Below are 21,644 nucleotides of genomic sequence, written 5' to 3'. Positions count from 1 at the left end.
GGGGCACGACCGACATGATCCGCGAAATTCTCAAGATGGGTGACGAGCGCCTGCTGCGCGTGGCGCCGCCGGTGCCCGCGTCGATGTTCGGCAGCGCCGAGTTGCAGGCGCTGATCGACGACATGTTCGAGACCATGCACCACGTCGGCGGCGTCGGCCTGGCCGCTCCGCAGATCGGCGTGGACCTGCAGCTGGTGATCTTCGGTTTCGAGCGCAGCGAGCGCTACCCGGACGCCCCGGCGGTGCCGCCGACCATCCTGCTCAACCCGCTGGTCACGCCGCTCGGCGAGGAACTGGAGGAGGGCTGGGAAGGCTGCCTGTCGGTGCCCGGCCTGCGCGGCGCGGTGAACCGCTACCGGAGCATCCGCTACCAGGGCGTCGACCCGCAGGGGCAGCCGATCGACCGCAGCGTCGAGGGCTTCCATGCCCGCGTGGTGCAGCACGAGTGCGATCACCTGATCGGCCGGTTGTATCCGTCGCGGATCACCGACTTCAGCAAGTTCGGCTTTACCGAGGTGCTGTTCCCGGGGCTCGATCCGAAGGCGGATGACTGACTTCGGAGCGGAGTGTTTTTGTAGGAGCGAGCTTGCTCGCGAACCTGCCTGACGCCTGCACCGCCGGAAAATCCGTTCGCGAGCAAGCTCGCTCCTACAGGTAGGGTGTGTCGGGCGAGGTCGGAATCGATAAGCGGATAGCCTCTTCCAAGGCTATCCGCGTGACGAGGGGCGAGCCCTCAGGACGTTTGCTGCGGGGTGCCCAGCAGCGTCTTGCCGGATTTCTTCTGCCGCTTGGCCATGCGCTTTTCGTGCGCGGTTTTCAGCGGCTTCTTCTTGGTTTGCTTTTTCGCGTCGAGACCTTTCATGAGCCTGTCCTCCGACGGGATGCCCTCGATCCGAGGGCGGACAGCTTCAGCATAGCCCTCGGGCGGCGCGCCGCGCGGCCGTTCAGCCGGCGGCGAGGCGTTCCAGCTCGCGGCGCACCATCGCGGCGTAATGCGGCGGGCTCAGGCGGTACAGCTCGGTGGCCACCCAGGGCAGCCAGCGCGCGCCCATGGCCGCGCGCTCGCCCAGCAGGCGCCGGGCTTCGGCCTCGGCGCGCCGGGCGTGTTCCTGGTGGTAGTCGGCACGGCTCATGGGATGGGTATTCAACTCCCGGCGCAAGTGAGGGTCTGCGGGTCGATGACGATGCTGGCCAGCGGCTTGCCGTCGCTGCCGGTGTATTCGTGGGTGACGCCCAGGTGGTGTTGGCGGAAGCGCTGCAGCAGCTCGGTCTGCTGGCAGGTGGTGCTTTCCAGCTGCGACCTCAGGCCGTTCTCGAACTTGGCGCGGGTGCCCAGGTCCATCTGGTCCAGGCGCAGGCTGGAAATCGCGTAGCGGTAATACAGCATCTTCTTCTGCGGGTCGAGCTGCATGCTGTCGAGGGTGGTGACCTTGTCCACCTGGCGCGGCAGGTTGGCGCGGGAAACCTGGTCGAAATAGGCCACCGAGTCCTTGAGGAACTTGGCTTCGTCGGCGGCCTCGTCGGCCTGTACGGCCAGGCTGGTCAGCAGCAGGAGGGGCAGGGCGAGACGGGAGATCGGCATGCGGTTGTCCTGTACGGCGATGGGAGTGGGGCGCGGGGCGCCAGGGTGTTTATAGGCCATGACGGGCCGTTGCGCCTGGCATCGGCCACCGACGAGCGGCTATGGTTCGTACTGGAGCGCGCGGCGGGGGGCTTCCCGCCTGGCGCCGCTTCGCCCGGCGTCAAGCGGCCATCACCAAGGATGTGCAGGATGCGTTTCATCGACATGCGCGGGCTCCGCCTGGGGCCCTGGACCTTGAGCAGGCTGACGGTGAAGGCGTTTCTCGATGACGAGATGCCCATCTATGCCGCCGCCCTGGCTTACGAGGGGTTGTTCTCGCTGTTCCCCTTCCTGCTGTTCCTCATCGCCCTGCTGGGCTTCCTGCAGTTGCCGGAGTTCTTCGACTGGCTGCGCGGACAGGCCGACTACGTGCTGCCGGCGCCGGCGCTGGAGCAGGTCAATCCGGTCATCGACCAGCTGCAGCAGCGCCAGGGCGGCCTGCTGTCGCTCGGCATCATCGTCGCGCTGTGGTCGTCCTCGGCGGCGGTGCGCTCGCTGATGTTCGCGCTGAACGCGGCGTACGACGTACGCGAGGCGCGCCCGGCGTGGAAGCGCATCCCGCTGTCGCTGTTCTACACCGTCGGCCTGGTCGGCATGCTGCTGGTGATCGCCGCGCTGATGGTCCTCGGTCCGCAGGTCATGGGCTGGATCGCCGGGCAGGTGGGGCTGGAGGATTATGTGGTGAGCCTCTGGGGCGTGCTGCGCTGGCCGGTCATCGTCCTGCTGATGACGATGGCGGTGGCGGTGATCTACCACGTCGCGCCGGACGTGAAGCAGACCTTCCGCCTCATCACCCCCGGCTCGGTGCTCGCCGTCGTGCTGTGGATTTCGGCGTCCCTGGGGTTCGGCGTCTACGTGCAGAACTTCGCCGACTACAACGCCATGTACGGCAGCGTCGGCGCCATCATCGTCCTGCTGCTGTACTTCTACATTTCCTCCGGGGTGCTGCTGCTGGGCGCGGAGCTCAATGCGGTGATCGATCGCCATCTGCCCCACGGCGGCAGCCCCGGCTAGCGTCAGGCGCCGAAGATCGACGCCCCCGTCTCATCCTCCATCCCGCGCTCCAGCTTGATCTTCAGCGCCAGGTCGGTGCGCGAGTCGGCGAACTTGAGCGCGTCGGTGACGCTGACGCGGCCATCCTCCAGCAGCTTGTAGAGGCTCTGGTCGAAGCTCTGCATGCCGCTTTCCAGGGCGCGCTCCACGGCGCCCTTGAGCTCCGGCAGCTCGTCGCGCTGGATGATGCCGCGGATGTGCGGCGTGCCCAGCATCAGCTCCACCGCCACCACGCGGCGCTGGCGCGTGCCGGGGACCAGGCGCTGGCCGACCAGCGCCAGGAGGTTCTGCGACAGGTCGGCGAGCACCTGCGGGCGCGCTTCATCGGGGAAGAACCGGGCGATGCGCTCGATGGCGTGGCGGCAGCTGGTGCCGTGCAGGGTGGCGACGCACAGGTGGCCGGTCTCGGCGTAGTGCAGGGCGTTCTGCATGGTCGGCGCGTCGCGGATTTCGCCGAGCATGATCACGTCCGGCGCCTCGCGCAGCACGTTGCGCAGGGCGTCTTCGTAGCTGTGGGTGTCCAGGCCGACCTCGCGCTGGTCGATGATCGACTTCTGGTGCGAATGGAGGAACTCGATCGGGTCCTCGATGCAGACGATGTGCCCGGAGCGGTGGCGGTTGCGGAAGTCCAGCATGCTCGCCAGGGTGGTGGACTTGCCCGAGCCCGCCGCGCCGATCACCAGGATCAGCCCGCGGTCCTGCATCGCCAGCTTGTCGAGGATCGACGGCAGGCCGAGGCTGGTCACGTCCGGGATCACCTGCTTGATCAGCCGCACCACCATCGCCACCTCGCCGCGCTGGTAGTAGATGTTGGCGCGGAAGCGGCCGACCTCCGGCACGCTGATCGCCAGGTTCATCTCCAGGTCGCGCTCGAACTCCGTCACCTGCTCGGGCGTCATCAGCTGCCACGCCAGGGTCTTCACCTCGCCGTTGCCCAGCGCGCGCTGGTCCACCGGCCGGCTGTGCCCCTCGACCTTGATGTGCGGCGGCGCGCCGACGCTGAAGAACATGTCGGAGCCGGCGTGCTGCGGCAGCTGGCTCAGGTAGGTGAAGACGTCGGGCAGGTCGGTGGTGCTGGCATCGCTCATGGAAACATCCTTTGTACTGCGATAGGTCCCCGCGGGGAGGGCGCGTCTGCATTCAGACTAGCCAAGCGGCAGGCATGCAGGGCATGAAGCCTAGGGGAGGCGCGAGCGGCGGACTTTGACGCACCGCATGTGGCCGGCTGCGCTGGCGGGAATCATTACGGGCCCGGTGAGCCGCCGATTCTACGTCATCTGCACTCGGGTGCCTGTGGCGCAGTCGATTGCCTGGCGGATGCGACCTGCGTCGGTAGTCGCAAGCCGGAGGCGGATCGCCGCTCGTTGTGCGGCTGTCTGGCGGTATTGATGACGGGGGCGGGGATGCTGGAGCGAGGGGATGCGCCGCGCCCCTCGACGGGCACGGCGCGGGCGGAGCGGATCAGTCTTCGCGGCTGGTCACTTCCACCAGGTGGTAGCCGAACTGGGTCTTCACCGGGCCCTGCACGACGTTCAGCGGTGCGCTGAACACCACCTGGTCGAACTCGCGGACCATCTGGCCCGGGCGGAAGCTGCCCAGGTCGCCGCCGCTGCGGCCGGACGGGCAGGTGGAGTTGTCGCGGGCCACCTGGGCGAAATCAGCGCCGCCTTCGATGGCAGCTTTGAGTTCATTGCACTTGGCTTCGCTGGAAACCAGGATGTGACGGGCGGATGCACGGGCCATGGGATAACTCCTGAACAGACGGTAGGAAAGGGCGAAGCCTAGCTGATTCGCCGGCGGAACCCAATGCAGGGCCGCCTGGCGGCGGGGCTGCCGCTCTTCGTAGGAGCGAGCTTGCTCGCGAACTGCCCGGCGCCGGAGCTGGCGGGAGACTCCATCGCGGACAAGGTCCGCTCCTACGGGAGCGCATCCTGGCGAATACCTCGATGCGAGTCCGCTTTTGTAGGAGCGGACCTTGTCCGCGAAATTCCAGACACCGGAGCTGCCGGAATCCATCGCGGACAGAGTCCGCTCCTGCGGGAATCCGGCCGGTAAATCGGAGCGACGCGGCGGGGGGCTCTTGCAGGAGCGGACTCCGTCCGCGATCAGCCCGGCGCCGGAGCTGCCGGGAAACGCTTCGCGGACAAGGTCCGCTCCTACACGACAACCGTTACGCCTGGGGCGCGAGCACCTTGGCCAGGTGCTGCCGGTAGCGCTCCACATCGCCCTCGATGTCCGGGCGCTTCATCACGTCGACGCAGAGGAAGGTCGGCAGCGGGCTCATGCCGAGGAACTGGTTGGCCTTGTGGAAGGGGAAGTACACCGCGTCCACGCCCTTGCCCTCGAAGAAGTCGGTCGGGTCGTCGAAGGCCTGCTGCGGCGCGTTCCAGGTGGCCGAGATCATGTATTGCTTGCCCTGCAGCAGGCCGCCGCTGCCGTACTTCTGCGAGGCGTCGGAGCGGGTGCGGCCGTCGTTGGCGTAGAGGCTGCCGTGGCCGGCGGTGAACACCTCGTCGATGTACTGCTTCAGCGTCCAGGGCGCGCCCATCCACCAGCCGGGCATCTGGTACACGATGACGTCGGCCCAGAGCATCTTCTGCACTTCTTCCTGGATGTCGTAGCCGCCGTCGACGAAGGTTTCCTTCACGTCGCAGCCGGCATGGTCCAGGTAGGCGATGGCCGCTTCGTGCAGGGTCGCGTTGTACTGGCCATTGGAATGGGCGAACTGCTTGCCGCCATTGATCAGCAGGATCTTTTTCATGGAAGGGACTCTTGAAGTGGCAAATTCAGGATGACGGCAGGATAGCGGCGCGGCTACGGCGGAAAAACCCGTTTCCGGGCAAAGGATAGGTGCGTGAGAATCACGAATGGCATTTGTTGATTTGCGTCAGGATTGGCAATCTTCCCCGCCAATCCTGAGCCCATGCCCATGTACGCCTTCATCCTCCACGCCCACACCCGACCGGAAAAGGCCGAGTCCTTCGAGCGCCTGTTCCGTACCTACCTCGCGCCGAGTCGTGCCGAGGACGGCTGCATCCAGTACCACATGCTGCGCGACGCCAGCGACCCGACCCTGTTCACCTTCTTCGAGGTCTGGCAGAGCCGCGAGCACCTGGCCGTGCACACCGCGCTGCCGCACATGCGCGAATTCCACGAACGGCGCATGGACTACCTGCGCCGCGATTTCGACATCCGGGACGTCGAGGTGATGCAGCCGCTGGCGCGCTGATCCGCAGCCGCGCGGCCGGCGCTTCCCACGCACGCGGCGCAGCCAAACGCCGAAGAATCGCGCATCATGTAGGCCATTTCGCCAAGGGGAGTCCCGCATGGGTGCCACGTCCTTCATCCCGCGCAGCCTGCTGCTGTCGCTGGGGCTGCTGTCCGCCACCTTCGCCGTCGCCGCCGACCAGGAGCAACTGGTCGAGGCCATCAACGCCTATCGCGGCGAGGTGCAGTCCTGCGCCGGCAGCGCCTCGCAGGTCCTCCCGCCGCTGGCGGTTGAGCAGCGCCTGGCGATCCCCGCCAGCGTCGGCGACTGGAAGACCGCGCTGAACCAGACCGGCTACCCCATGAGCAGCGTGCGCATGCTCAGCCTCATCGGCCCGCGCGATGCGAACGCGGCGATGAAGGCCCTGCAGGAGAGTTTCTGCCAGGTGCTGCTCGACCCGCAGTTCGTCGACGTCGGCGTGAACCGCGAGGGCGACGACTGGCGCATCCTCCTCGGTCGCCCGTTGCTGCAAGGCAAGCTCGGCACCTGGGAGGCCGAAGGCCAGCAGCTGCTGCAGGCGATCAACGCCGCCCGCGCCCAGGCCCGCCAGTGCGGCGGACAGAACTTCGGCAACGCCCCCGCGCTGGCCTGGAACACCACCCTTGGCAGCATCGCCGAAGGCCACAGCCGCGACATGGCCAACAACAACTACTTCGACCACAAGGGCCGCGACGGCAGCACCCCGGGCGACCGCGCCGAGCTGGGTGGCTACACGTTCCAGCAGATCGGCGAGAACATTGCCGCCGGCCAGGGCAACGCGCGCAAGGTGGTGGACAGCTGGCTGTCCAGCCCCGGCCACTGCGCCAACCTGATGAACCCGCAGTTCAGCGAACTGGGCGCGGCCTACGCGGCCGACCCGAAGAGCGACGCGGGCATCTACTGGACGGCGATGTTCGGGACGCAGTAAACGCGTCCAGGCCGGCATTGATCCCCCTGTAGGAGCGAGCTTGCTCGCGAACCCGCCGAAAGGCGGTCGGCTTCTGCCGACCATCGCGGAGAAGCTCCGCTCCTACGGGAGCCGGGCCCGCGCCAAGGCCTTCGTAGGATGGGTGGAGCTTGCGATACCCATCAGCATTGCTACCCGAGACTCGATGGGTATCGCTTCGCTCCACGCCATCCTACGGCGCTGTTGGGCGCCCGGGTCGCTCGATCCCTGAGTGCCGCCCAAAGAAAAACCGGCGCACGAGCGCCGGTTTTCACCTCCGTAGCGAGCTTGCTCGCGAACCCGCCGAAAGGCGGTCGGCCTCCGCCGACCATCGCGAAGAAGCTCCGCTCCTACGGGAGCCTGTTCCGCTCCAGAGCCTCCGTAGGATGGGTGGAGCTTGCGATACCCATCAGCGTTGCTACCCGAGACTCGATGGGTATCGCTTCGCTCCACGCCATCCTACGGCGCTGTTGGGAGCCCGGGTCGCTCGATCCCTGAATGCCGCCCAAAGAAAAACCGGCGCACGAGCGCCGGTTTTTTCTTGTCTCGCCAGGGGAGTCAGCCAGACCTCCCGCCCGCGCCATCCGCTCAGTGCGGCTGGTTCAGGGTCAGGCGCATGTGGCGGTTCACATCCTTGTACAGCAGGTAGCGGAAGCGGCCCGGGCCGCCCGAGTAGCAGGCCTGCGGGCAGAAGGCGCGCAGCCACATGAAGTCGCCGGCTTCCACCTCGACCCAGTCCTGGTTCAGGCGGTACACCGCCTTGCCTTCCAGCACGTACAGGCCGTGTTCCATCACGTGGGTCTCGGCGAAGGGGATCACGCCGCCCGGCTCGAAGTTGACGATGTTGACGTGCATGTCATGGCGCATGTCGCTCAGATCGACGAAGCGGGTGGTGCTCCAGCGGCCTTCGGTATCCGGCATCACCTTCGGCTCGATGTCCTGCTCGTTGGTGACGAAGGCTTCCGGCAGCGGTACGCCGTCGACCTTCTGGTAGTGCTTGCGGATCCAGTGGAAGCGCGCGTGCTGGCCGGAGGTGTTGCGGATTTTCCAGTCGGCACCCGGCGGGATGAAGGCGTAGCCGCCCGGCTGCAGGCTGTGCTGCTGGCCCTGCAGGGTCAGGCTCAGCTCGCCTTCGACCACGAACAGCACGGCCTCGGCGTTGGCGTCCTGCTCCGGCTTGTCGCTGCCGCCGTTGGGGGCCAGCTCGACGATGTACTGCGAGAAGGTCTCGGCGAAACCGGACAGCGGACGGGCGATGACCCACATGCGCATGTTGTCCCAGAAGGGCAGGTGGCTGGTGACGATGTCACGCATCACGCCCTTGGGGATCACGGCATAGGCTTCGGTGAACATCGCGCGGTCGGTGAGCAGTTCGGTCTGTGCCGGGTGCCCGCCGTGCGGCGCGTAATAGCTGGTTTTGGCCATGGGACGATTCCTCATTGTTGTCTTGCTGCCCGGCGCCAGGCGCCGGGGCGAACAATTCGTGCAGGGCGACGCGCTGGCCGTCGCTGGGAACCACGATATCCAGCGGCATGTTCATGCACAAATTAAATGTTGGAATCCACTGTATTCAATTTGTGAATGCGTGAGCGGCGCCGCTCAGCCCTGCGTGTCCTGGGCCAGAACCCGCGACAGCACGCGGGCCAGCTCCTTCACCATCGGGTCCGCCGCCGGCCGGTGCAGCAGCGCCACCTCGAACACATCCACCGAGGGCAGGCCGGTGTTCTTCGGCAGCACCGCGTGCTCCGCCGTGACCGCCCGCAGCGGCAGCAGGCCGATGCCCATGCCGTCGGCGATGGCCGACTGGATGCCGGAGAGGCTGGAACTGGTGAAGCTGATGTGCCAGCGCCGGCCGACGGCCTCCAGCGCGGCGATCAGCTCGTCGCGGTACACCCCGCGCGGCGGGAAGGTGACGATGGGCAGCGGGTCCAGCTCGATGCAGGGGTTCTTCGCGCTGTCCACCCAGCGCGTCTTCTCCGGCCAGCAGGCCACCGCCTCGCGGGCGTTCTGCCGCTGCTTGAGCAGCACCAGGTCCAGCTCGCCGCGGTCGTAGCTGGCGGACAGGTCGCGGCTCAGGCCGCTGGTGACCTCCAGCTTCACCTGCGGGTAGCGCCGGTTGAACGCCGCCAGCTGCTCGGTGGTGCGCCCCGTGGCGAAGTCGTCCGGCACGCCGATGCGCACCGTCAGCGCCACCAGCGCGCCGGACAGCGCCTCGACCATCTCGTCGTTCAGCGCCAGCAGGCGCCGCGCATAGCCCAGCAGCGTCTCCCCGGCATCGGTGGGCAGCACGTCGCGGTTGCCGCGCTCCAGCAGGCGGTGCCCGGCCATCTCCTCCAGGCGGCGGATCTTCTGGCTGATGGTGGACTGGGTCGAGTGCAGGCGCGTGGCGGCCGTGGTGAAGCTGCCGCAGTCGGCCACCGTGACGATGGCGCGGAGCAGGTCGAGGTCGAACAGGCGGGTATTCGATTTTTCACTGTCGCTCATGGCGGTATCGGTTTTCTGAATGTCGATTCCGCTTTTAACAGCTCGCTTGAACGCCGGCAATGCGGACGTGGCGCGCCGCTTGGCCACGGGAGACGGCGCCGCTGCCTGCGGGAGCGGTCTGTCTGGAGGTAGGACGTATGAGAATCAGGAAAGCCATTGCTTGTTGATGGTCCGGAAACTGCTGCCTTTTTGCCTGAACAATCCCGATTTCTTCTCTTTTGGTTGGTCTCGGCAGCGTCTTTGCGAGGGAGTTCGGATTTTTGACTTTTCCAAGGGCTATTTCGGTGTGAGGGCGGATTAAGACGCGGATGGCGGGTTCTTGTTGGCCTTGAGTTCAGGTGCTCTTCTCTGGCCGCTCTCGGAATGGAGGAAGAGGTGATCTGGCGGAAATATCCCGATGTGCCGCTGTGCTGCATCGGGCACAGCTTCGGTGGCGCGACCTTGGGGGCGTCTCCGGCGATCGGGCTGGTGGACCACATCGTGCTGGTGTCGGCGCAGAGCGGCTACATGGGGCATTTCGGCCCTCGCATCCGGGCGTTGCTGCGCATGTATGTGTATCTCCTGATCCCGCTGCTGGTCCCGATCCGGGGGTATTTCCCGGCGAAGAAGATCGGCGCGGGAGAAAACATTCCCCGAAAGGTGATCTATCGCTGGCGGCGATGGGTGCGGGTGCCGGGATACCTTCAGGCTGATCCGGGACTGAACCGGGAGGGATACCGGCGCTTCAAGGGCACGCTCGTGGCGCTGGCGTTCAGCGATGACCGGATGGCCCCGCTGGGCAGCGTTGCGGAGGTCGTCGACTACTACAGCCAGGCCGCGCACTCATCGCTGCAGAGCATTTCCCCCGAAGAGGCGGGCATGCGCGAGATCGGGCATTTCAAGATGTTCTCCCGCCGTGCCGCGGAAGCCGTCTGGCCGCTGATCCATCAGAGCCTGGTTTCATCGCCGGAGTGGCTTGGCGGCATTCGCCACTGAGCCCCCGCAACTGCCCGGCGGCGCTCGGCGTGGAGCTTGAGCAGCACGGTACTTGCGATACCCATTGGCCCGTCTATGGGTGTCGCCCGCTCCACCCGCCCGGTTCCTTACGCAAGCCTTGCCGCCCGGGCAGTCAGATATCGGTGAACTTCGACCAGGGATCGCCTTGTCCCGCGCGTCGGTCGCCCTTGCGGCGGTCCGCCTCGAAACGGATGCTCTGGCGCCGGTCGGTGCCGCTGCGCCGCTCCCCCCCGTGGCGGGTATCGACCATGAATTTCGGCTTGGCCGGCACCGCAGGCGCGGCCGACTCTGCCTCGGCGGGTTCCATGGGGACCAGGGTGAGTTCATCGAGGTTCAGCTTGTCATCGGTGCTCATCGCGTCACTCCTGTGCATCGCACAGCACTGAGCGTAGATCAGGGTGACGCTCTTGTAGGCGCGAGTCGGCTTGCGAAGAGACAAAGGTGTGGGGATGTAGAAGCAAGGCCGTCCAAGCCCGCAGGGATCATGCGTGCAGGGGCACCGCATCAGGCCTGTGGTCGCTGGCGTGGTGTTGTTCTCTTCAGGGGAAGGGGAGGCAGCAGGGATAGATACTTAGAGGTAACGTGGCCCCTGGACGAACAGGGGCCGGTTGGTCGTCAGGCTGCCGAATGGAGCAGCGCCGGAATCTGCTCGGAGTCCTTGAGGGCATTCAGGAGGAGAGGGTCGTCGTCGAACCAGCCTTTTTCGGCCAGCTTCAGGCGCTCGTCGAGCAAGGCGCAGACGGCCAGGGCCGCCAGGGCACGGTCGCCATTGGCTTCACGGATCGCTTTCTCAATTTCTTTACGCAGTTTCATATCGTCATCCCTAGCGCCGGATTGGGTTGGATGCCCTCGCTGCAGGCAGGGCTATTCACGGTTCGTTTCGCGTGGGTGTGTGGAGCACAGGGACTTCGGCATTTTTTATCACTGACGGTTCCCTTCGATAGCCTTTTGGTACTTCTCCGGTCGATTCATGACGGTCGTCCAGGCCTTCCAGACGAGGTCCTCGTGGCAGTTGCCATGCCGTGCAGGAAGAAGCGTAGTCGAAGGGGAGAAGCACCGGTGTGCAGATGCATCGCTGAGGAGCTGGCTTCTTCTCGGTCTGAACGATGCGCTTGCCACCTTAAGGTGGCATTAAGGGTTTCCGGGGGCGCCTGTTCGCAGTGCTGGAAGTGGGTTAAGCGAGCTCGCGAACTGTTTCACAAAGCGGGAGGGGAGCTCGTAGGGTGAATCCACCGAGCGCGGAGGTGGGGCCGGCGATTGTAGGCGCGAGCTTGCTCGCGAACCGCCCAACTCCGGTGCCGCCGGGAAGCACCGTCCGCGAGCAAGCGCGCTCCCCGGGTTCACCTGCGCTCGCTCATTGCGCCTCGTCCTCCCGCCGGCGCTCCTGCGCCGGGGCCGTGTACCAGTGCTCCCTGGGCACCCATTTCTCCTGCGCGGGGTCGCCCAGGTAGTGCGGCGACATGATCTGCACGCCGTACTCGTTGAACACGTCCTGGATATTGGCGTGGAGCATCGTCAGCAGTTCCGCGCGGGAGCGGGGCTCGCCGGGCACCGCCTGGGCCACCAGCCGGTATTCGGGATAGAAGTCCGACAGGGCCGTCTGGAACACCTGCGGCGCCGGTATCTGGAGTACGCCGGGGGTGCGCCGCGCCGCTTCGAGGAGCATCGCCTCCACCTGCCGCCAGGGCGTGTCGTAGCCGATGGTCACGGTGGTATCCACCACGTAGCCCTCGCCATGCACCACGCGGGAGTAGTTCTTGGTCACCGAGCCGGTGATCATCGAATTGGGCAGCGTCAGCATCTCGCCCAGGCCGGTGCGGATGGTCGTGGTGAACATCCCGATTGCGGTCACCGTCCCCTCGTAGTCGCCAACCCGGACGAACTCGCCGACGCGCAGCGTGCGGGTGTAGGTGAGGATCAGCCCCGCGGCGGCCTGCCCGACCACGCTCGATGCGCCCAGCGAGATCATCAGGCCGATCAGCACCGACAGCCCCTTGAACGCCTCCGTGCCGGAGCCGGGCAGGTAGGGATAGGCCATCGCCACGGCGAACAGCCAGATCGCCAGCGAAGTCAGCCGGGTCGTGGTCTGCAGGGTTTCCCGGGTGAGCCAGGTGATGGTGCCGGGCCGGGACAGGCGCTCCAGCAGCTTCTTGCTGAATGCGCTGAAACCCCGGGCGAGGAAGAGGATCAACACCGCGATGACCAGCCCCGGAACGGCGCTGACCAGCGCCTCGGCCAAGTAGCGGACCAGATGCAGCAGGTAGCGATGGAGGCCCTCGCCCCAGGGCCGGGTGTAGGGGAAGCGCTGCAGCACGAACGCCAGCCACTGGTAGGTGAGCAACAGCACCAGCGACCAGTACAGCAGCGTCATCAGGTGCCTTGCCAGCGGGATGAGGTTGCGCATGTCGATCAACTGCGCCTGACCGATCATCAGCGCGCTGGCATGTTTCTGGATGCTCTTCGGCAGCCAGGACAGTGCCCGTTCGCGGAGCCAGGAAAGCAGGCGCAACAGCCCGAGGTACAGCAGCGTCGCCACGATGGTGATCCCGCCGGCGATGAGCAGGAAGCGCAGACTCCGTGCTTCCTGGAGCTCGGCGATGACCTGGCGCACGCGCTGCGCCGCGTCCTCCGCGGCGTCGGGAACCGAGCCGCCCGGTGATTCGACGTCCTTGGGCGAGACGATGAAGGCCCGGCGGTCGCCCACCAGCACCAGATAGCTGTTCTGCACCGGGCTCAGCCTGACCTCCAGGTCCTCGGTGCCGTCGAGCAGCTCATTGATCACACCCTCCGCCCGCCTGACGCGAACGTCGGGCGACTCACCCAGCAGGGTGGCGTGGAACGTGAAGATGCTGCGATTGGCGATCTTCAGTTCGGCGGGAGCCTCCGATACCGTCGCGGTCTCCTCTACGGCCTGGGCAACGGTGGAAAACACGATATAGAAAGCCAAAAAGACAGTGGCACCCCACCCGCTCACCCGCTTCCCCATGCATCGAACTCCGGCCGGTCATCCATTCTTCACCGGGCACTGCCCGGCCATTTCAGCCTAGTTCAATTCGAGTCGGCGCTCGCGAATCCCCGAAGCGTTTCCGCGCCCATCTCCGTAGGGTGGATGACGCTCTTTCATCCACCAACCACAGACTTCCCGTAGGGTGGATGGCGCTCTTCCCATCCACCAACCCGAACCACCCCCGCTCACTCCCCCCAACGTCCACCATCCTGCCCCGACGCACCGCCCGCCCAATCCACCGGATAAATCCCATCCCGCACCGCCCGGTGAAAACTCGAATACGGCCAATCCCGCACACACGCCGCATGGCTATGTTTGACGGGATTGAAATGGATGTAATCGAAATGCCGCTGGTAATCGAGCGGGTCGCGGATCAGGTGCTCCCAATAGCGACGTTGCCAGATACCCCGCTCGCTGCGATCACGCCGGGCATCGCTGCGCGATTCAAGGTTCGGCAAGCGCCTGGAGAAGGCGAACTTGATTGCCTTCCAGCGATCCGCATAGGCCACGTCGCCGGGAGGCAGGGTCCAGAGGCAGTGCATGTGTTCCGGCAGAACGACCCAGGCATCGATATGGAACGGGTGGCGTTGTTTGACGGCACCGACCACGCTACGCAGCAGGTCGATCTCGCGCACCAGCAGGTCGTCGCGGCGATCGCGCAGGTTGACGGTAAAGAAGTAGGTGCCGCCCGGCATCCGTGCGCGGCGGTAATCGGACATGGTTCCTCCGGGGGTATGGAGTGAAGCGTTGGTGGATGAAAAGAGCGTCATCCACCCTACATGAACGCTCATCCACCGGGCGCGGAGGTGGGGCCGGCGATTGTAGGAGCGAGCTTGCTCGCGAACTGGCTCAACTTCAGTGCCTCCGTTCGCGAGCAAGCTCGCTCCTACGCGGAAGGGTCAGGCTTCGGCGCTCAGCTCCGGCCATTGCCGGTAGGGCACCCACAGCAGGCCCTGCCAGCGCAGCACGGTGAGGTTCTGCGTGGGGCCGTGGAGGGTTTCGCGACGGGGTTCGCCGAGGTCGGTGCGGTGCTGGTCGCGCAGGGTGGGGATGACGTGTTGGGAAATCCACTGGCGGATGCAGCGGTTTTCCGGGTGGAAGAAGTGGATCAGCGTGGCGTACAGGCCGGATTCGCTGAGCAGCAGTTCATCCACGTATTCGCCATTGCTGTCTCGCACCCAGGCCTGGCGGTGCTGGTCGTCGTCCAGGTTGCGCGCCACGCGGTCTTCCAGCACGGGAAAGCCGATCAGCTTGCCCAGGTCGTGGGCGCAGAACCAGCACTGGTCTTCCAGCAGCACGGCGCGCAGCTGGCGCTTGTGGCGGGTGAAAACGGTGGGGATCAGGACCTCTTCAGACATGGCGCACCTCCGGGGTGGAGGGGGAAGAGGGTGGGCACAGCGAAGCGCCTTCGGGGTGAAGGCTGGGGGTGAAAGGCATATCCATTACCTCTGTGTGATGTAACCAGCTTTCTTAGGGCTGGGGTGCCGGGAGTTAAGAAACCCCACACAGAGGGCCGGACGTATTCCCCTTTCGGGTCTTGTATTAGCCCACTCCCGACGTCACAGAGTCTTTTTCGAGGACGAATGAATCCAGCGTGCTCGAAAAAGCCGCTTAACTTTCGGGAGCGGTCAGGCCGCTGTGTGACAGGCGTTTCTTAGGCGCCGGGCGTGAGGGTAGAGCGATAGTTGTTGGTGGTCAACCTAGGCCGCTTTTAATATCCTGATATGTCGAGCTCTAAATTGCATGTTTTAGAGGCTCCCTCTAAATCCGGGAAGAGGGTGGCATGATTTATGTTCATGCGGTTTAGATATTTTAGGCAGTTATCAATCCCGGTCTTTGGGATGTTGATTTTTAATATGCGTATTATGTTTTTGTCTTCTTCTTCGTTGTAGTTGCTCTTCTTCCAAGACTCAAGGTCGATATTGTTTGGCGCGCGCGTAAATAGTCCTCTCTGATTTACAAGTCTATTGTTTTCGTCGCTTAGGGGGCGAATGATTTCGACTTTTTGTATCTTGTCTTTTGTTTCTGTTGTTGATGCCTTGTTTATTATTCTTTGGTTGTATGCTCCTGCAGATATTTGCGACAAGGCAAATACAGAGAACTTTTCAAAGTTGTCTTGCTTTGCTCCAGATGCAGCGAAGAAGAGTGCAACAAAGGGGGACTCTGTCCAATCAAGAAGTGGTGTTTTTAAGCCATGATGCTGGCCGAGGGGCCACCAGTCATTCTCGGTTGTGAGGTTCGGAGGGTTGTTTCCTCGTCTGCCTCTGACAGAGTATTTAAAATTTTGCAGGTGTGAGGATCTTTTGGGGGAAGTGGGCGACTTGATAACTCTATCTAGGGTCGGCTCAAGCTTCCATTTTGAATTTGCTTGGCCGCGATATATGTAGGTCTTGTAGTCGAGCATTTCTTGGTTTATGTAGTCTGAAAAATATTTCCAAGAGCTTAGGTTTATTTCGTAAACACCTCTGTCAAAAGTTCCAGCGGTCCAGCGAGAGGTTCTGGCCATGTTGGCTCCTAAAAATAAAAAGCCCCGCACTAGGCGGGGCTTTTCGTCTTTCTAATCACTGCCCCAAAATTCCATTTCGGCTTACAGCGTTTCTAATGGTCTTGACTTACTGCTTCGCTACTACCGTACCTTTTCAGATGGATTTATCCCAGGTGCCGAATATTATCAATAGGTTACCAACCGGCTGGATTTGCTCCGTTTCACCAATTCCTGGAATATGTGCTTTCTTTTGCGCTAAGTACTGGACTGATAGGGAGTCGGAATTGGCCACGAGGGTGAATGACGGTTGTGGCGGATCATTGGGGCACGCTGCGTGCTGGTAGGGGAAGAGCGTGTGACGGAGAGGAGAAACTAAGAGGGAAGTGGATTAATACTCAGGGGATGCTCTATAGATAGCGTCAAGCTCTGCTCTTAAAATTGTATTTTGACCTTTGAGAAAGTCCTTGTGGGAGGGAGGAAGAAGATGAATTCTATTTTTCGCTATTTGCTGCTGAATTCTTTTTGGACTTAGTCGGTACTCAGTTCTCGCCGTCTTTTCAGTAGTGTAGGTTTTGAAGTGATTTTTCACCTTCTCGGCGTCTAGAGAACTCATCAGTGATGTAGTTGTTAGCTTGATTTCTTTAATGAAGCTTGCAGAAACAAATCGGGCATGGATCATGATTGTTGAGCAGCCTGAGAGCTTCTCAACCTCCAAAAACGTGAGAAGCCGACTTCTCCAGCGTAGGGCCTGATACAGGCTTTTGCGGGTACATAGATCCCTGCCAGGAAGTCCTGTGCTCCGAATGGCCGGAGCAGTCTCCAAAATGCCCATCTTGATGAGGGTCGGGATATCCTTGACGCCCAATCGTAGTTTGCTGGCTGCTTCGCTAAATAATATTCCTGAGCAGGAGGAGGTCTGGAGTCTGGGGGCTGTAGGAGGCCTAGGAGTGGTAAGAAATGAGAGAAGCTCTGCGGAGATTTTGTCCTTTCGATAGGCGACGAGTGATGAGCCGAAAGCCCTGTTACGTACCTCCTGGATACCCGCCGAAGTCAATAGTTTCTGTACAGTCTTGGGTTTGATTCCTAGATTCTTGGAGATTTCACGGTTGAGTACATAGGTCTGGTGGAACCTTTCGACCTCACTGCAAGGGAATAGCACCCCAACTTTCCTCTGAAACCGCTCTCCCTTAAGTAAGCCAAAGTAGTGAAGACGCTTTATCGTCTGCTTACTCGTGGTCAATGCGTATGCTGCTTCCGTTGCATTCATAAGCCTATTGGCGTTGCACGGATAGGGCTGATGATCGAAGTCATCCCAACTGATTTTGGGACACTCCATCAGTAAGCGGCAGAGATCCTGTACTTGGAATAGTTTGATAGTGGTTCCGGTAGGCCTGCTCTGATTTGGGATCTTGCTCTTCTGGGATCTTTCAATCTTGAAGGTAAATCTGAGCTCTGCTGGATTGAATAATAGTTGGCTACACTCACAGGCGTGAGCTCGGGATGAGGGTTTCTGCTGCGATGCGGCAAAAAAGTACTCGATGGCATAAGTGCGCAATTGGGTGTTGTCTGTCAGTAGCCATGGTGCCAGAATTGCCCGCCGATGTAGGCAAGGGTAAAGAGATTGTTGCTTTCTGATATGGCTGAAGAAGTAGTCTTTATCACCGGTGGCGACGTTTTGGCAATCGGCTAGCAAGTCATGGCTGCGTATTGGGCTTTCTAGATAGCGTGTGCATTTTATCGCTGTGCAGAGGTTTTTCATATAAATATGGTCAGCCTCTTGGAGTGCCTGCGCAACTAGCATCGTGGAGTAACTATTGGCGGGTTGAGTCGTGAGTTGGCGTAAGTCTTGGCCGCAGGCGCAAATCCAGCCTTTTAGGTTGCGCCAGCTAATAGGGACGTTACAGCTAGGGCACGTCAGATAGTAATATTGGCTGTGTTTGGGGCAGATATCACAGAACTCATAAGCATGCATGTGGTGTAAGTAGCCCTCTCTCAGGCAGTCTGGACATATGGCCAGATCTTGGCGCAGCATGTGAGTCGGTAACCGTATCCCGTTAATCGTGAATACGTCGGTGCGATAGCGCATGGACTTGGTGTTAAATATAGATTTAAGTAGTTCTCGATCTTCGTTTCTCAGTGTGGGTTGCCCCAATATCAATCTATATAGATTCGATCCTACCCATTGATTAGCGGGGATCCCACTATTCCCCAGGCCAAAAGACTTAAGGAATTGGTCCACGCAGAGATAACCATTTCTTTGAGCCATTCTCAGGATGGTGCTTGCAAAGCTTTCCTCATCCAGTGGAAGGGCGACATAAGGGATTCTCATCATTATAGCTTACCAAAAAGAATTCCCTGCAGCTCTGCTAGCGAAAGTTCAAAGGGGTTCTTCTTCGTCAGGCGTCGCGCATAATGAATTCGTGTCGCGGCATAAGCCAGGTCTTCACGGATAAACTTTCGGTCGTTTCTTTCCAGTGCCTGTTTCAAGGCGGAGTGTAGCAATAGCCTGAGGATGCGCAGGTTTCCAGCAGTGAAAATAAAAAGTGCCAACAGAAGTTTTTCGTCGCAAAGAACCAACACTTCATCAAACGGCATGGCATTGCTGATTTCTCGGGCAAAGGCCGCCACGAGTGTGGCGTAAACGTCCTGTTCCTCTGGTGTGCCCAGCGAGAAGTTGTACAGGTAAGCCCTGAACGGAAATCTGCCCGCCAGTTGCTCATCTTCATCCACGATCTCCTCACTTTTTCGAGTGCCGGAGAGAATGACAGTGCCTTTGAACGTATTGATCAATACCTTAACCCAGTCGCATACTCCGTTGCGTGTGGGCTCGGCTCCTCGTGATATTAGATGTTGCCACTCATCCAAAATGATGATTTTCGTGCAGCAAGTAGCTAGCAAGGTAAACAATCGACTCTCCAGGTTACTGAGAGATTGATTGTTCTTGTGTGAGCCCAGCTCCTTAAGAATACGATCGACGAGGCCTTTGATCGTTGCATGAGGTGGGACTACACAGCTGATAACCGGCCGCAGGATCGTGACGCCGTCCTTGCTGCGGGTAACTCGGGAGTCACCGACCCGGGCGGTGAGGATTTGACAAATTCGCGTTTTGCCGGTGCCGGCATCGCCGAGCAATAGCACCGAACTTGGCTCGTGGCGGTCACGGGTCATTTCGATTGCCTCATTGATGGTGTCCATCGCATTCTTGAAATACGGGTGGACCACGGTAAATGAGGAAAATCTGGTAAGAATGTCTGTTGTGTCAGGACTCTTCATGCTGAATATCCTCGACGTTAAATGTTTCGAACTTCTCGGTCTCGATGATGCTCAAGGAAACTGAAATTGGGCGGAAATTGGCCTCCTCAGAGTGTACGTAAGGGCGTTCCAGCGATTTGTTTTTCCCGGAGGGACAACTCTTTTTGCCTCGTTGCTTGGCAGAGCGTTGAGCAGCCTTCCTTTTGATCTCTTGGATGTCCTCGAAGAGTTCCTTGCGCACTTTCAATGCCAAGCTCTCATTGAAGTTTGTCCGGCTCTCATTGATCTCTCGCATGACGTTGAGGTGTTCGCTTAAGGTCAATTCATGCTGATATGCTGGTCGGGTTGCAAATGCCGGAATCATCTCTTTAGGCGAATTGCGATGAGCAACCCAGACCTCAGAGAGGTCACATGGGTCGTAATAGACGATAGCGGTTTGTTTTTTTCCCAAGCGTGCGGCAGTTTCTGCAATTCCAGGCCCGGTCCATAAGAGATTGAACATTCTCACACGGCCATTGGACAGTCTGCGATAACAGATGCTACGTGTCAGTTGCTTGAGGTCGGATGAACTGTAGCGTTCTGGCGGTGGTGATTTCTGAAGGAGTTCCAGGCGCTTTTGGTGAGGCGACATGTACAGTTCATCGTGGTAACTGTTATGGTAAATCTTCAGCCACTTGATAAATGCGGTGCGAAGTTCCTGGAGTGTGAGGCAGGCATGCTCTTTTGACTTGTAATCACCCAGCTTGGCGGGCGACTCCTTGGTCGTACCGGGCAGCATATGCACCAACCCCTGATCAACGGTTCGGAAGAAGCGCTCAATAAAGGCTTTCGCGTCCGGTTGTCCTGGAGGGACGTAGCGCAGCGAGATGCCCAGGGTATTGGCAATGTTCTGAAGCCAGTCGTTGGCGTTTTCTGAACCATTATCCAGATCAGCGTTACGCATCTTTCCCCCGCTGTCAGGATCATCCTCGTCTCCTTGAATGGCATTAATGAGAGCTAAAACCACGTGTTCTGCGCAGACGGCGCCAAGCGACATGTGCCAGCCCGTGCATTCTCGCGTGCTAGGGTTGAGTCCTGCGACCAGGACTGGCCGTCCCAAGGGTTGGCCGGTTTCGTCGACAACCACCACATCCATGGTTTTTGTATCAAATTGCACTGTGGCGTACAGGTCGTCCTCCACATAGAGAGCTCGGCCGTGTTTAAAGGTCCTTTGTGCCGCCTTGTTTCCTTCGCGCATACGTACGGCGAGGTAGCGGTCGGTGCTCACCACTTGCCGCCAGAACGTGGCATAGGAGGGCGGTTTTAGTAGCGGCATGTCCGCCTTCGCACGCTTAACGTTTTCCGCCTGAATATGTCCTTTCAGCAAACGGTAGGTGTATTGAATGGTCGGGCGTTCGCGAGTCAAATAGACCGTGTTGATGTAATGTTTCATCATTTCGATTACGGCTAGTTTGATCGCGCGTGACCGATGTGTGGGATAGTTGGGTAGCAATGCCAACGGATTACGATTGTTGCGCAGATAGCGCATGGTCCAGCAGTACACTGTGACGGGGGAGGGTTTGCGCTGATCGCCGAGAGAGGCGGCGGTCACGTCAATCAGTTTGCGCAGACGGCTTCTCGTGCAGCCCGTAAGTTCTTTCTGTTCCAGATAGGCTTCTACATAGGCACGGCGATAGTCATATTTCTGCCGGTCGGCTGCCGAGCGGAGCAACCGAGAAGCGTCGCTGAGCTCGCCAGGGGCGGCCACCTTTTTAGTGATGCTGCCCTGATGTTCCAACACGGCAAACTCCGCGCGTGAGAGGTAGCGTCGCTGGAATCCAGTAAGTGAGCACAGAGAGATCTGGTCATCCAAGACGCAGGTGACGACATAGGTGTCGTGTTCCAGATCGTACTGGGCACCGACCATTGGGGGGCTTGAATGGCTCATGATAATACCTCCAGCGTCGTGCTTGTTGTTAATAAACGGTCCAGATCAACGCCGAAGACCTCGTTGAAAATGGCCAAGTATTTGGCCGAACAGCTGATGGCTGGTAGTTCTCGTAGCAAGGCGTCGAGTGTCAGATGTCTCGGCAAAAGAGGTATTTGGCTAATGAGGTAGGCGTATTCTTCGGGGCGGGTATTGAACGAGCGTGAGTACAGCAGTTTTAGATTTCTCAATAGATGGTGTGGGCGGATATCACTGGTGTCTAAAAGTTGAAGTTCGCTACCGCGCTCGTTGAGTAATTTTTTTGCAGCCGTTAATTTTCGAAGATATTTTGAGGGTAATCGATTTCGATCTGGTTTTACCTCTACATAAAATAGCTCTTCACTACTGTTTACGCAGAAGTCCGGTGTGTAGATAAAAGTTTCGCCGTCATCGAGAAGCGTCAAGGTTTCAGGTTGGCTCCGATAGTCCAAGACTTGCTTATCGAACTCAAGTAGGAGGCAGTAATCTGCTTCCAGCACGCTTTCGCAGATTACTTGACAGTTATTCTTACGGGACGGGAAAAAAACAACATTTTTTCCATAGTGACAGCGAGTCACGTTTCGTGCTGTTTCATTAGCTGCAGCCAT

23 protein-coding genes are annotated in these 21,644 nt (G+C 60.7%); 5 read left to right on the top strand and 18 right to left on the bottom strand.

The genetic code is table 11. The features are described from left to right. Positions 1–14 precede the first annotated feature (14 nt). Complete coding sequence (gene def / locus AC3B6A_RS18680) at positions 15–554, top strand: peptide deformylase (protein WP_488398599.1); 540 nt, start codon at positions 15–17, stop codon at positions 552–554. 179 nt (positions 555–733) lie between these two features. Here def and AC3B6A_RS18675 read toward each other — a convergent pair whose 3' ends face one another. From AC3B6A_RS18675 to AC3B6A_RS18665, 3 genes are all read right to left on the bottom strand, one after another. Beyond that, complete coding sequence (locus AC3B6A_RS18675; RefSeq protein ID WP_488398598.1) at positions 734–862, bottom strand: hypothetical protein; 129 nt, start codon at positions 860–862, stop codon at positions 734–736. Positions 863–944: 82 nt separating this feature from the next. Then, positions 945–1,133 (bottom strand): hypothetical protein, encoded by a 189-nt coding sequence (locus AC3B6A_RS18670; protein ID WP_488398597.1) that lies wholly within the window; start codon positions 1,131–1,133, stop codon positions 945–947. A gap of 11 nt (positions 1,134–1,144) precedes the next feature. After that, positions 1,145–1,582, bottom strand: coding sequence for a hypothetical protein (locus tag AC3B6A_RS18665; RefSeq protein ID WP_488398596.1), 438 nt, complete (start codon positions 1,580–1,582; stop codon positions 1,145–1,147). Positions 1,583–1,771: 189 nt separating this feature from the next. Between AC3B6A_RS18665 and AC3B6A_RS18660 the strand changes: the two genes are divergently transcribed. Then, complete coding sequence (locus AC3B6A_RS18660) at positions 1,772–2,635, top strand: YihY/virulence factor BrkB family protein (protein WP_488398595.1); 864 nt, start codon at positions 1,772–1,774, stop codon at positions 2,633–2,635. 2 nt (positions 2,636–2,637) lie between these two features. Here AC3B6A_RS18660 and AC3B6A_RS18655 read toward each other — a convergent pair whose 3' ends face one another. The 3 genes from AC3B6A_RS18655 to mdaB form a co-directional block, all read right to left on the bottom strand. Next, positions 2,638–3,762, bottom strand: a complete 1,125-nt coding sequence (locus AC3B6A_RS18655; RefSeq protein WP_488398594.1) for a PilT/PilU family type 4a pilus ATPase — start codon at positions 3,760–3,762, stop codon at positions 2,638–2,640. Positions 3,763–4,135: 373 nt separating this feature from the next. Further along, on the bottom strand, positions 4,136–4,417 hold the full coding sequence (locus AC3B6A_RS18650; protein ID WP_152222096.1) for a peptidylprolyl isomerase: 282 nt from the start codon (positions 4,415–4,417) through the stop codon (positions 4,136–4,138). A 427-nt stretch (positions 4,418–4,844) separates the two neighbouring features. Then, the gene (gene mdaB / locus AC3B6A_RS18645) at positions 4,845–5,435 is read right to left on the bottom strand and encodes an NADPH:quinone oxidoreductase MdaB (RefSeq protein WP_488398593.1); all 591 of its coding nucleotides are present in this window, start codon (positions 5,433–5,435) and stop codon (positions 4,845–4,847) included. Between the two features lie 168 nt (positions 5,436–5,603). On the opposite strand from mdaB, the gene AC3B6A_RS18640 reads away from it, so the two are divergent. Continuing rightward, a complete protein-coding gene (locus AC3B6A_RS18640) occupies positions 5,604–5,903 on the top strand; it encodes a putative quinol monooxygenase (protein WP_488398592.1) in 300 nt (99 codons plus the stop codon). Between the two features lie 97 nt (positions 5,904–6,000). Further along, the gene (locus AC3B6A_RS18635) at positions 6,001–6,849 is read left to right on the top strand and encodes a CAP domain-containing protein (RefSeq protein ID WP_488398591.1); all 849 of its coding nucleotides are present in this window, start codon (positions 6,001–6,003) and stop codon (positions 6,847–6,849) included. A gap of 606 nt (positions 6,850–7,455) precedes the next feature. On the opposite strand, the gene AC3B6A_RS18630 is transcribed toward AC3B6A_RS18635, so the two are convergent. Then, the gene (locus AC3B6A_RS18630) at positions 7,456–8,292 is read right to left on the bottom strand and encodes a bifunctional allantoicase/(S)-ureidoglycine aminohydrolase (RefSeq protein ID WP_488398590.1); all 837 of its coding nucleotides are present in this window, start codon (positions 8,290–8,292) and stop codon (positions 7,456–7,458) included. A 174-nt stretch (positions 8,293–8,466) separates the two neighbouring features. Continuing rightward, on the bottom strand, positions 8,467–9,351 hold the full coding sequence (locus AC3B6A_RS18625; RefSeq protein ID WP_488398589.1) for a LysR family transcriptional regulator: 885 nt from the start codon (positions 9,349–9,351) through the stop codon (positions 8,467–8,469). Positions 9,352–9,726: 375 nt separating this feature from the next. On the opposite strand from AC3B6A_RS18625, the gene AC3B6A_RS18620 reads away from it, so the two are divergent. Beyond that, entirely contained in the window at positions 9,727–10,326 is a 600-nt protein-coding gene (locus tag AC3B6A_RS18620; RefSeq protein ID WP_488398588.1) for a hypothetical protein, read from the top strand. Positions 10,327–10,459: 133 nt separating this feature from the next. Here AC3B6A_RS18620 and AC3B6A_RS18615 read toward each other — a convergent pair whose 3' ends face one another. The 10 genes from AC3B6A_RS18615 to AC3B6A_RS18570 all read right to left on the bottom strand — a co-directional run bounded on the left by AC3B6A_RS18615 (position 10,460) and on the right by AC3B6A_RS18570 (position 21,644). Continuing rightward, a complete protein-coding gene (locus tag AC3B6A_RS18615; protein ID WP_488398587.1) occupies positions 10,460–10,702 on the bottom strand; it encodes a hypothetical protein in 243 nt (80 codons plus the stop codon). 260 nt (positions 10,703–10,962) lie between these two features. Continuing rightward, a complete protein-coding gene (locus AC3B6A_RS18610) occupies positions 10,963–11,160 on the bottom strand; it encodes a hypothetical protein (RefSeq protein ID WP_488398586.1) in 198 nt (65 codons plus the stop codon). Between the two features lie 541 nt (positions 11,161–11,701). After that, on the bottom strand, positions 11,702–13,333 hold the full coding sequence (locus tag AC3B6A_RS18605; protein ID WP_488398585.1) for a mechanosensitive ion channel family protein: 1,632 nt from the start codon (positions 13,331–13,333) through the stop codon (positions 11,702–11,704). Positions 13,334–13,539: 206 nt separating this feature from the next. Beyond that, the gene (locus tag AC3B6A_RS18600; RefSeq protein ID WP_488398584.1) at positions 13,540–14,073 is read right to left on the bottom strand and encodes an REP-associated tyrosine transposase; all 534 of its coding nucleotides are present in this window, start codon (positions 14,071–14,073) and stop codon (positions 13,540–13,542) included. 180 nt (positions 14,074–14,253) lie between these two features. Next, positions 14,254–14,712 carry a BRO-N domain-containing protein gene (locus tag AC3B6A_RS18595; RefSeq protein ID WP_488398583.1) on the bottom strand — a complete coding sequence of 153 codons (459 nt, stop codon included), beginning with the start codon at positions 14,710–14,712 and terminating at the stop codon, positions 14,254–14,256. 353 nt (positions 14,713–15,065) lie between these two features. After that, positions 15,066–15,860 carry an FRG domain-containing protein gene (locus tag AC3B6A_RS18590; RefSeq protein ID WP_488398582.1) on the bottom strand — a complete coding sequence of 265 codons (795 nt, stop codon included), beginning with the start codon at positions 15,858–15,860 and terminating at the stop codon, positions 15,066–15,068. Between the two features lie 367 nt (positions 15,861–16,227). Continuing rightward, complete coding sequence (locus tag AC3B6A_RS18585) at positions 16,228–18,171, bottom strand: TniQ family protein (protein WP_488398581.1); 1,944 nt, start codon at positions 18,169–18,171, stop codon at positions 16,228–16,230. Then, positions 18,171–19,112 (bottom strand): TniB family NTP-binding protein, encoded by a 942-nt coding sequence (locus AC3B6A_RS18580; protein WP_116424777.1) that lies wholly within the window; start codon positions 19,110–19,112, stop codon positions 18,171–18,173. Before AC3B6A_RS18580 ends, AC3B6A_RS18585 begins: the two co-directional genes overlap by 1 nt. Beyond that, positions 19,099–21,018 (bottom strand): TnsB C-terminal domain-containing protein, encoded by a 1,920-nt coding sequence (locus tag AC3B6A_RS18575; protein WP_082816381.1) that lies wholly within the window; start codon positions 21,016–21,018, stop codon positions 19,099–19,101. The genes AC3B6A_RS18580 and AC3B6A_RS18575 overlap by 14 nt, the downstream gene beginning before the upstream one ends. After that, a complete protein-coding gene (locus AC3B6A_RS18570; RefSeq protein WP_082816380.1) occupies positions 21,015–21,644 on the bottom strand; it encodes a TnsA endonuclease N-terminal domain-containing protein in 630 nt (209 codons plus the stop codon). Before AC3B6A_RS18570 ends, AC3B6A_RS18575 begins: the two co-directional genes overlap by 4 nt.

Source organism: Pseudomonas sp. B12(2026), from assembly GCF_057767015.1.
This window is presented reverse-complemented; position numbering and strand designations above follow the sequence as displayed.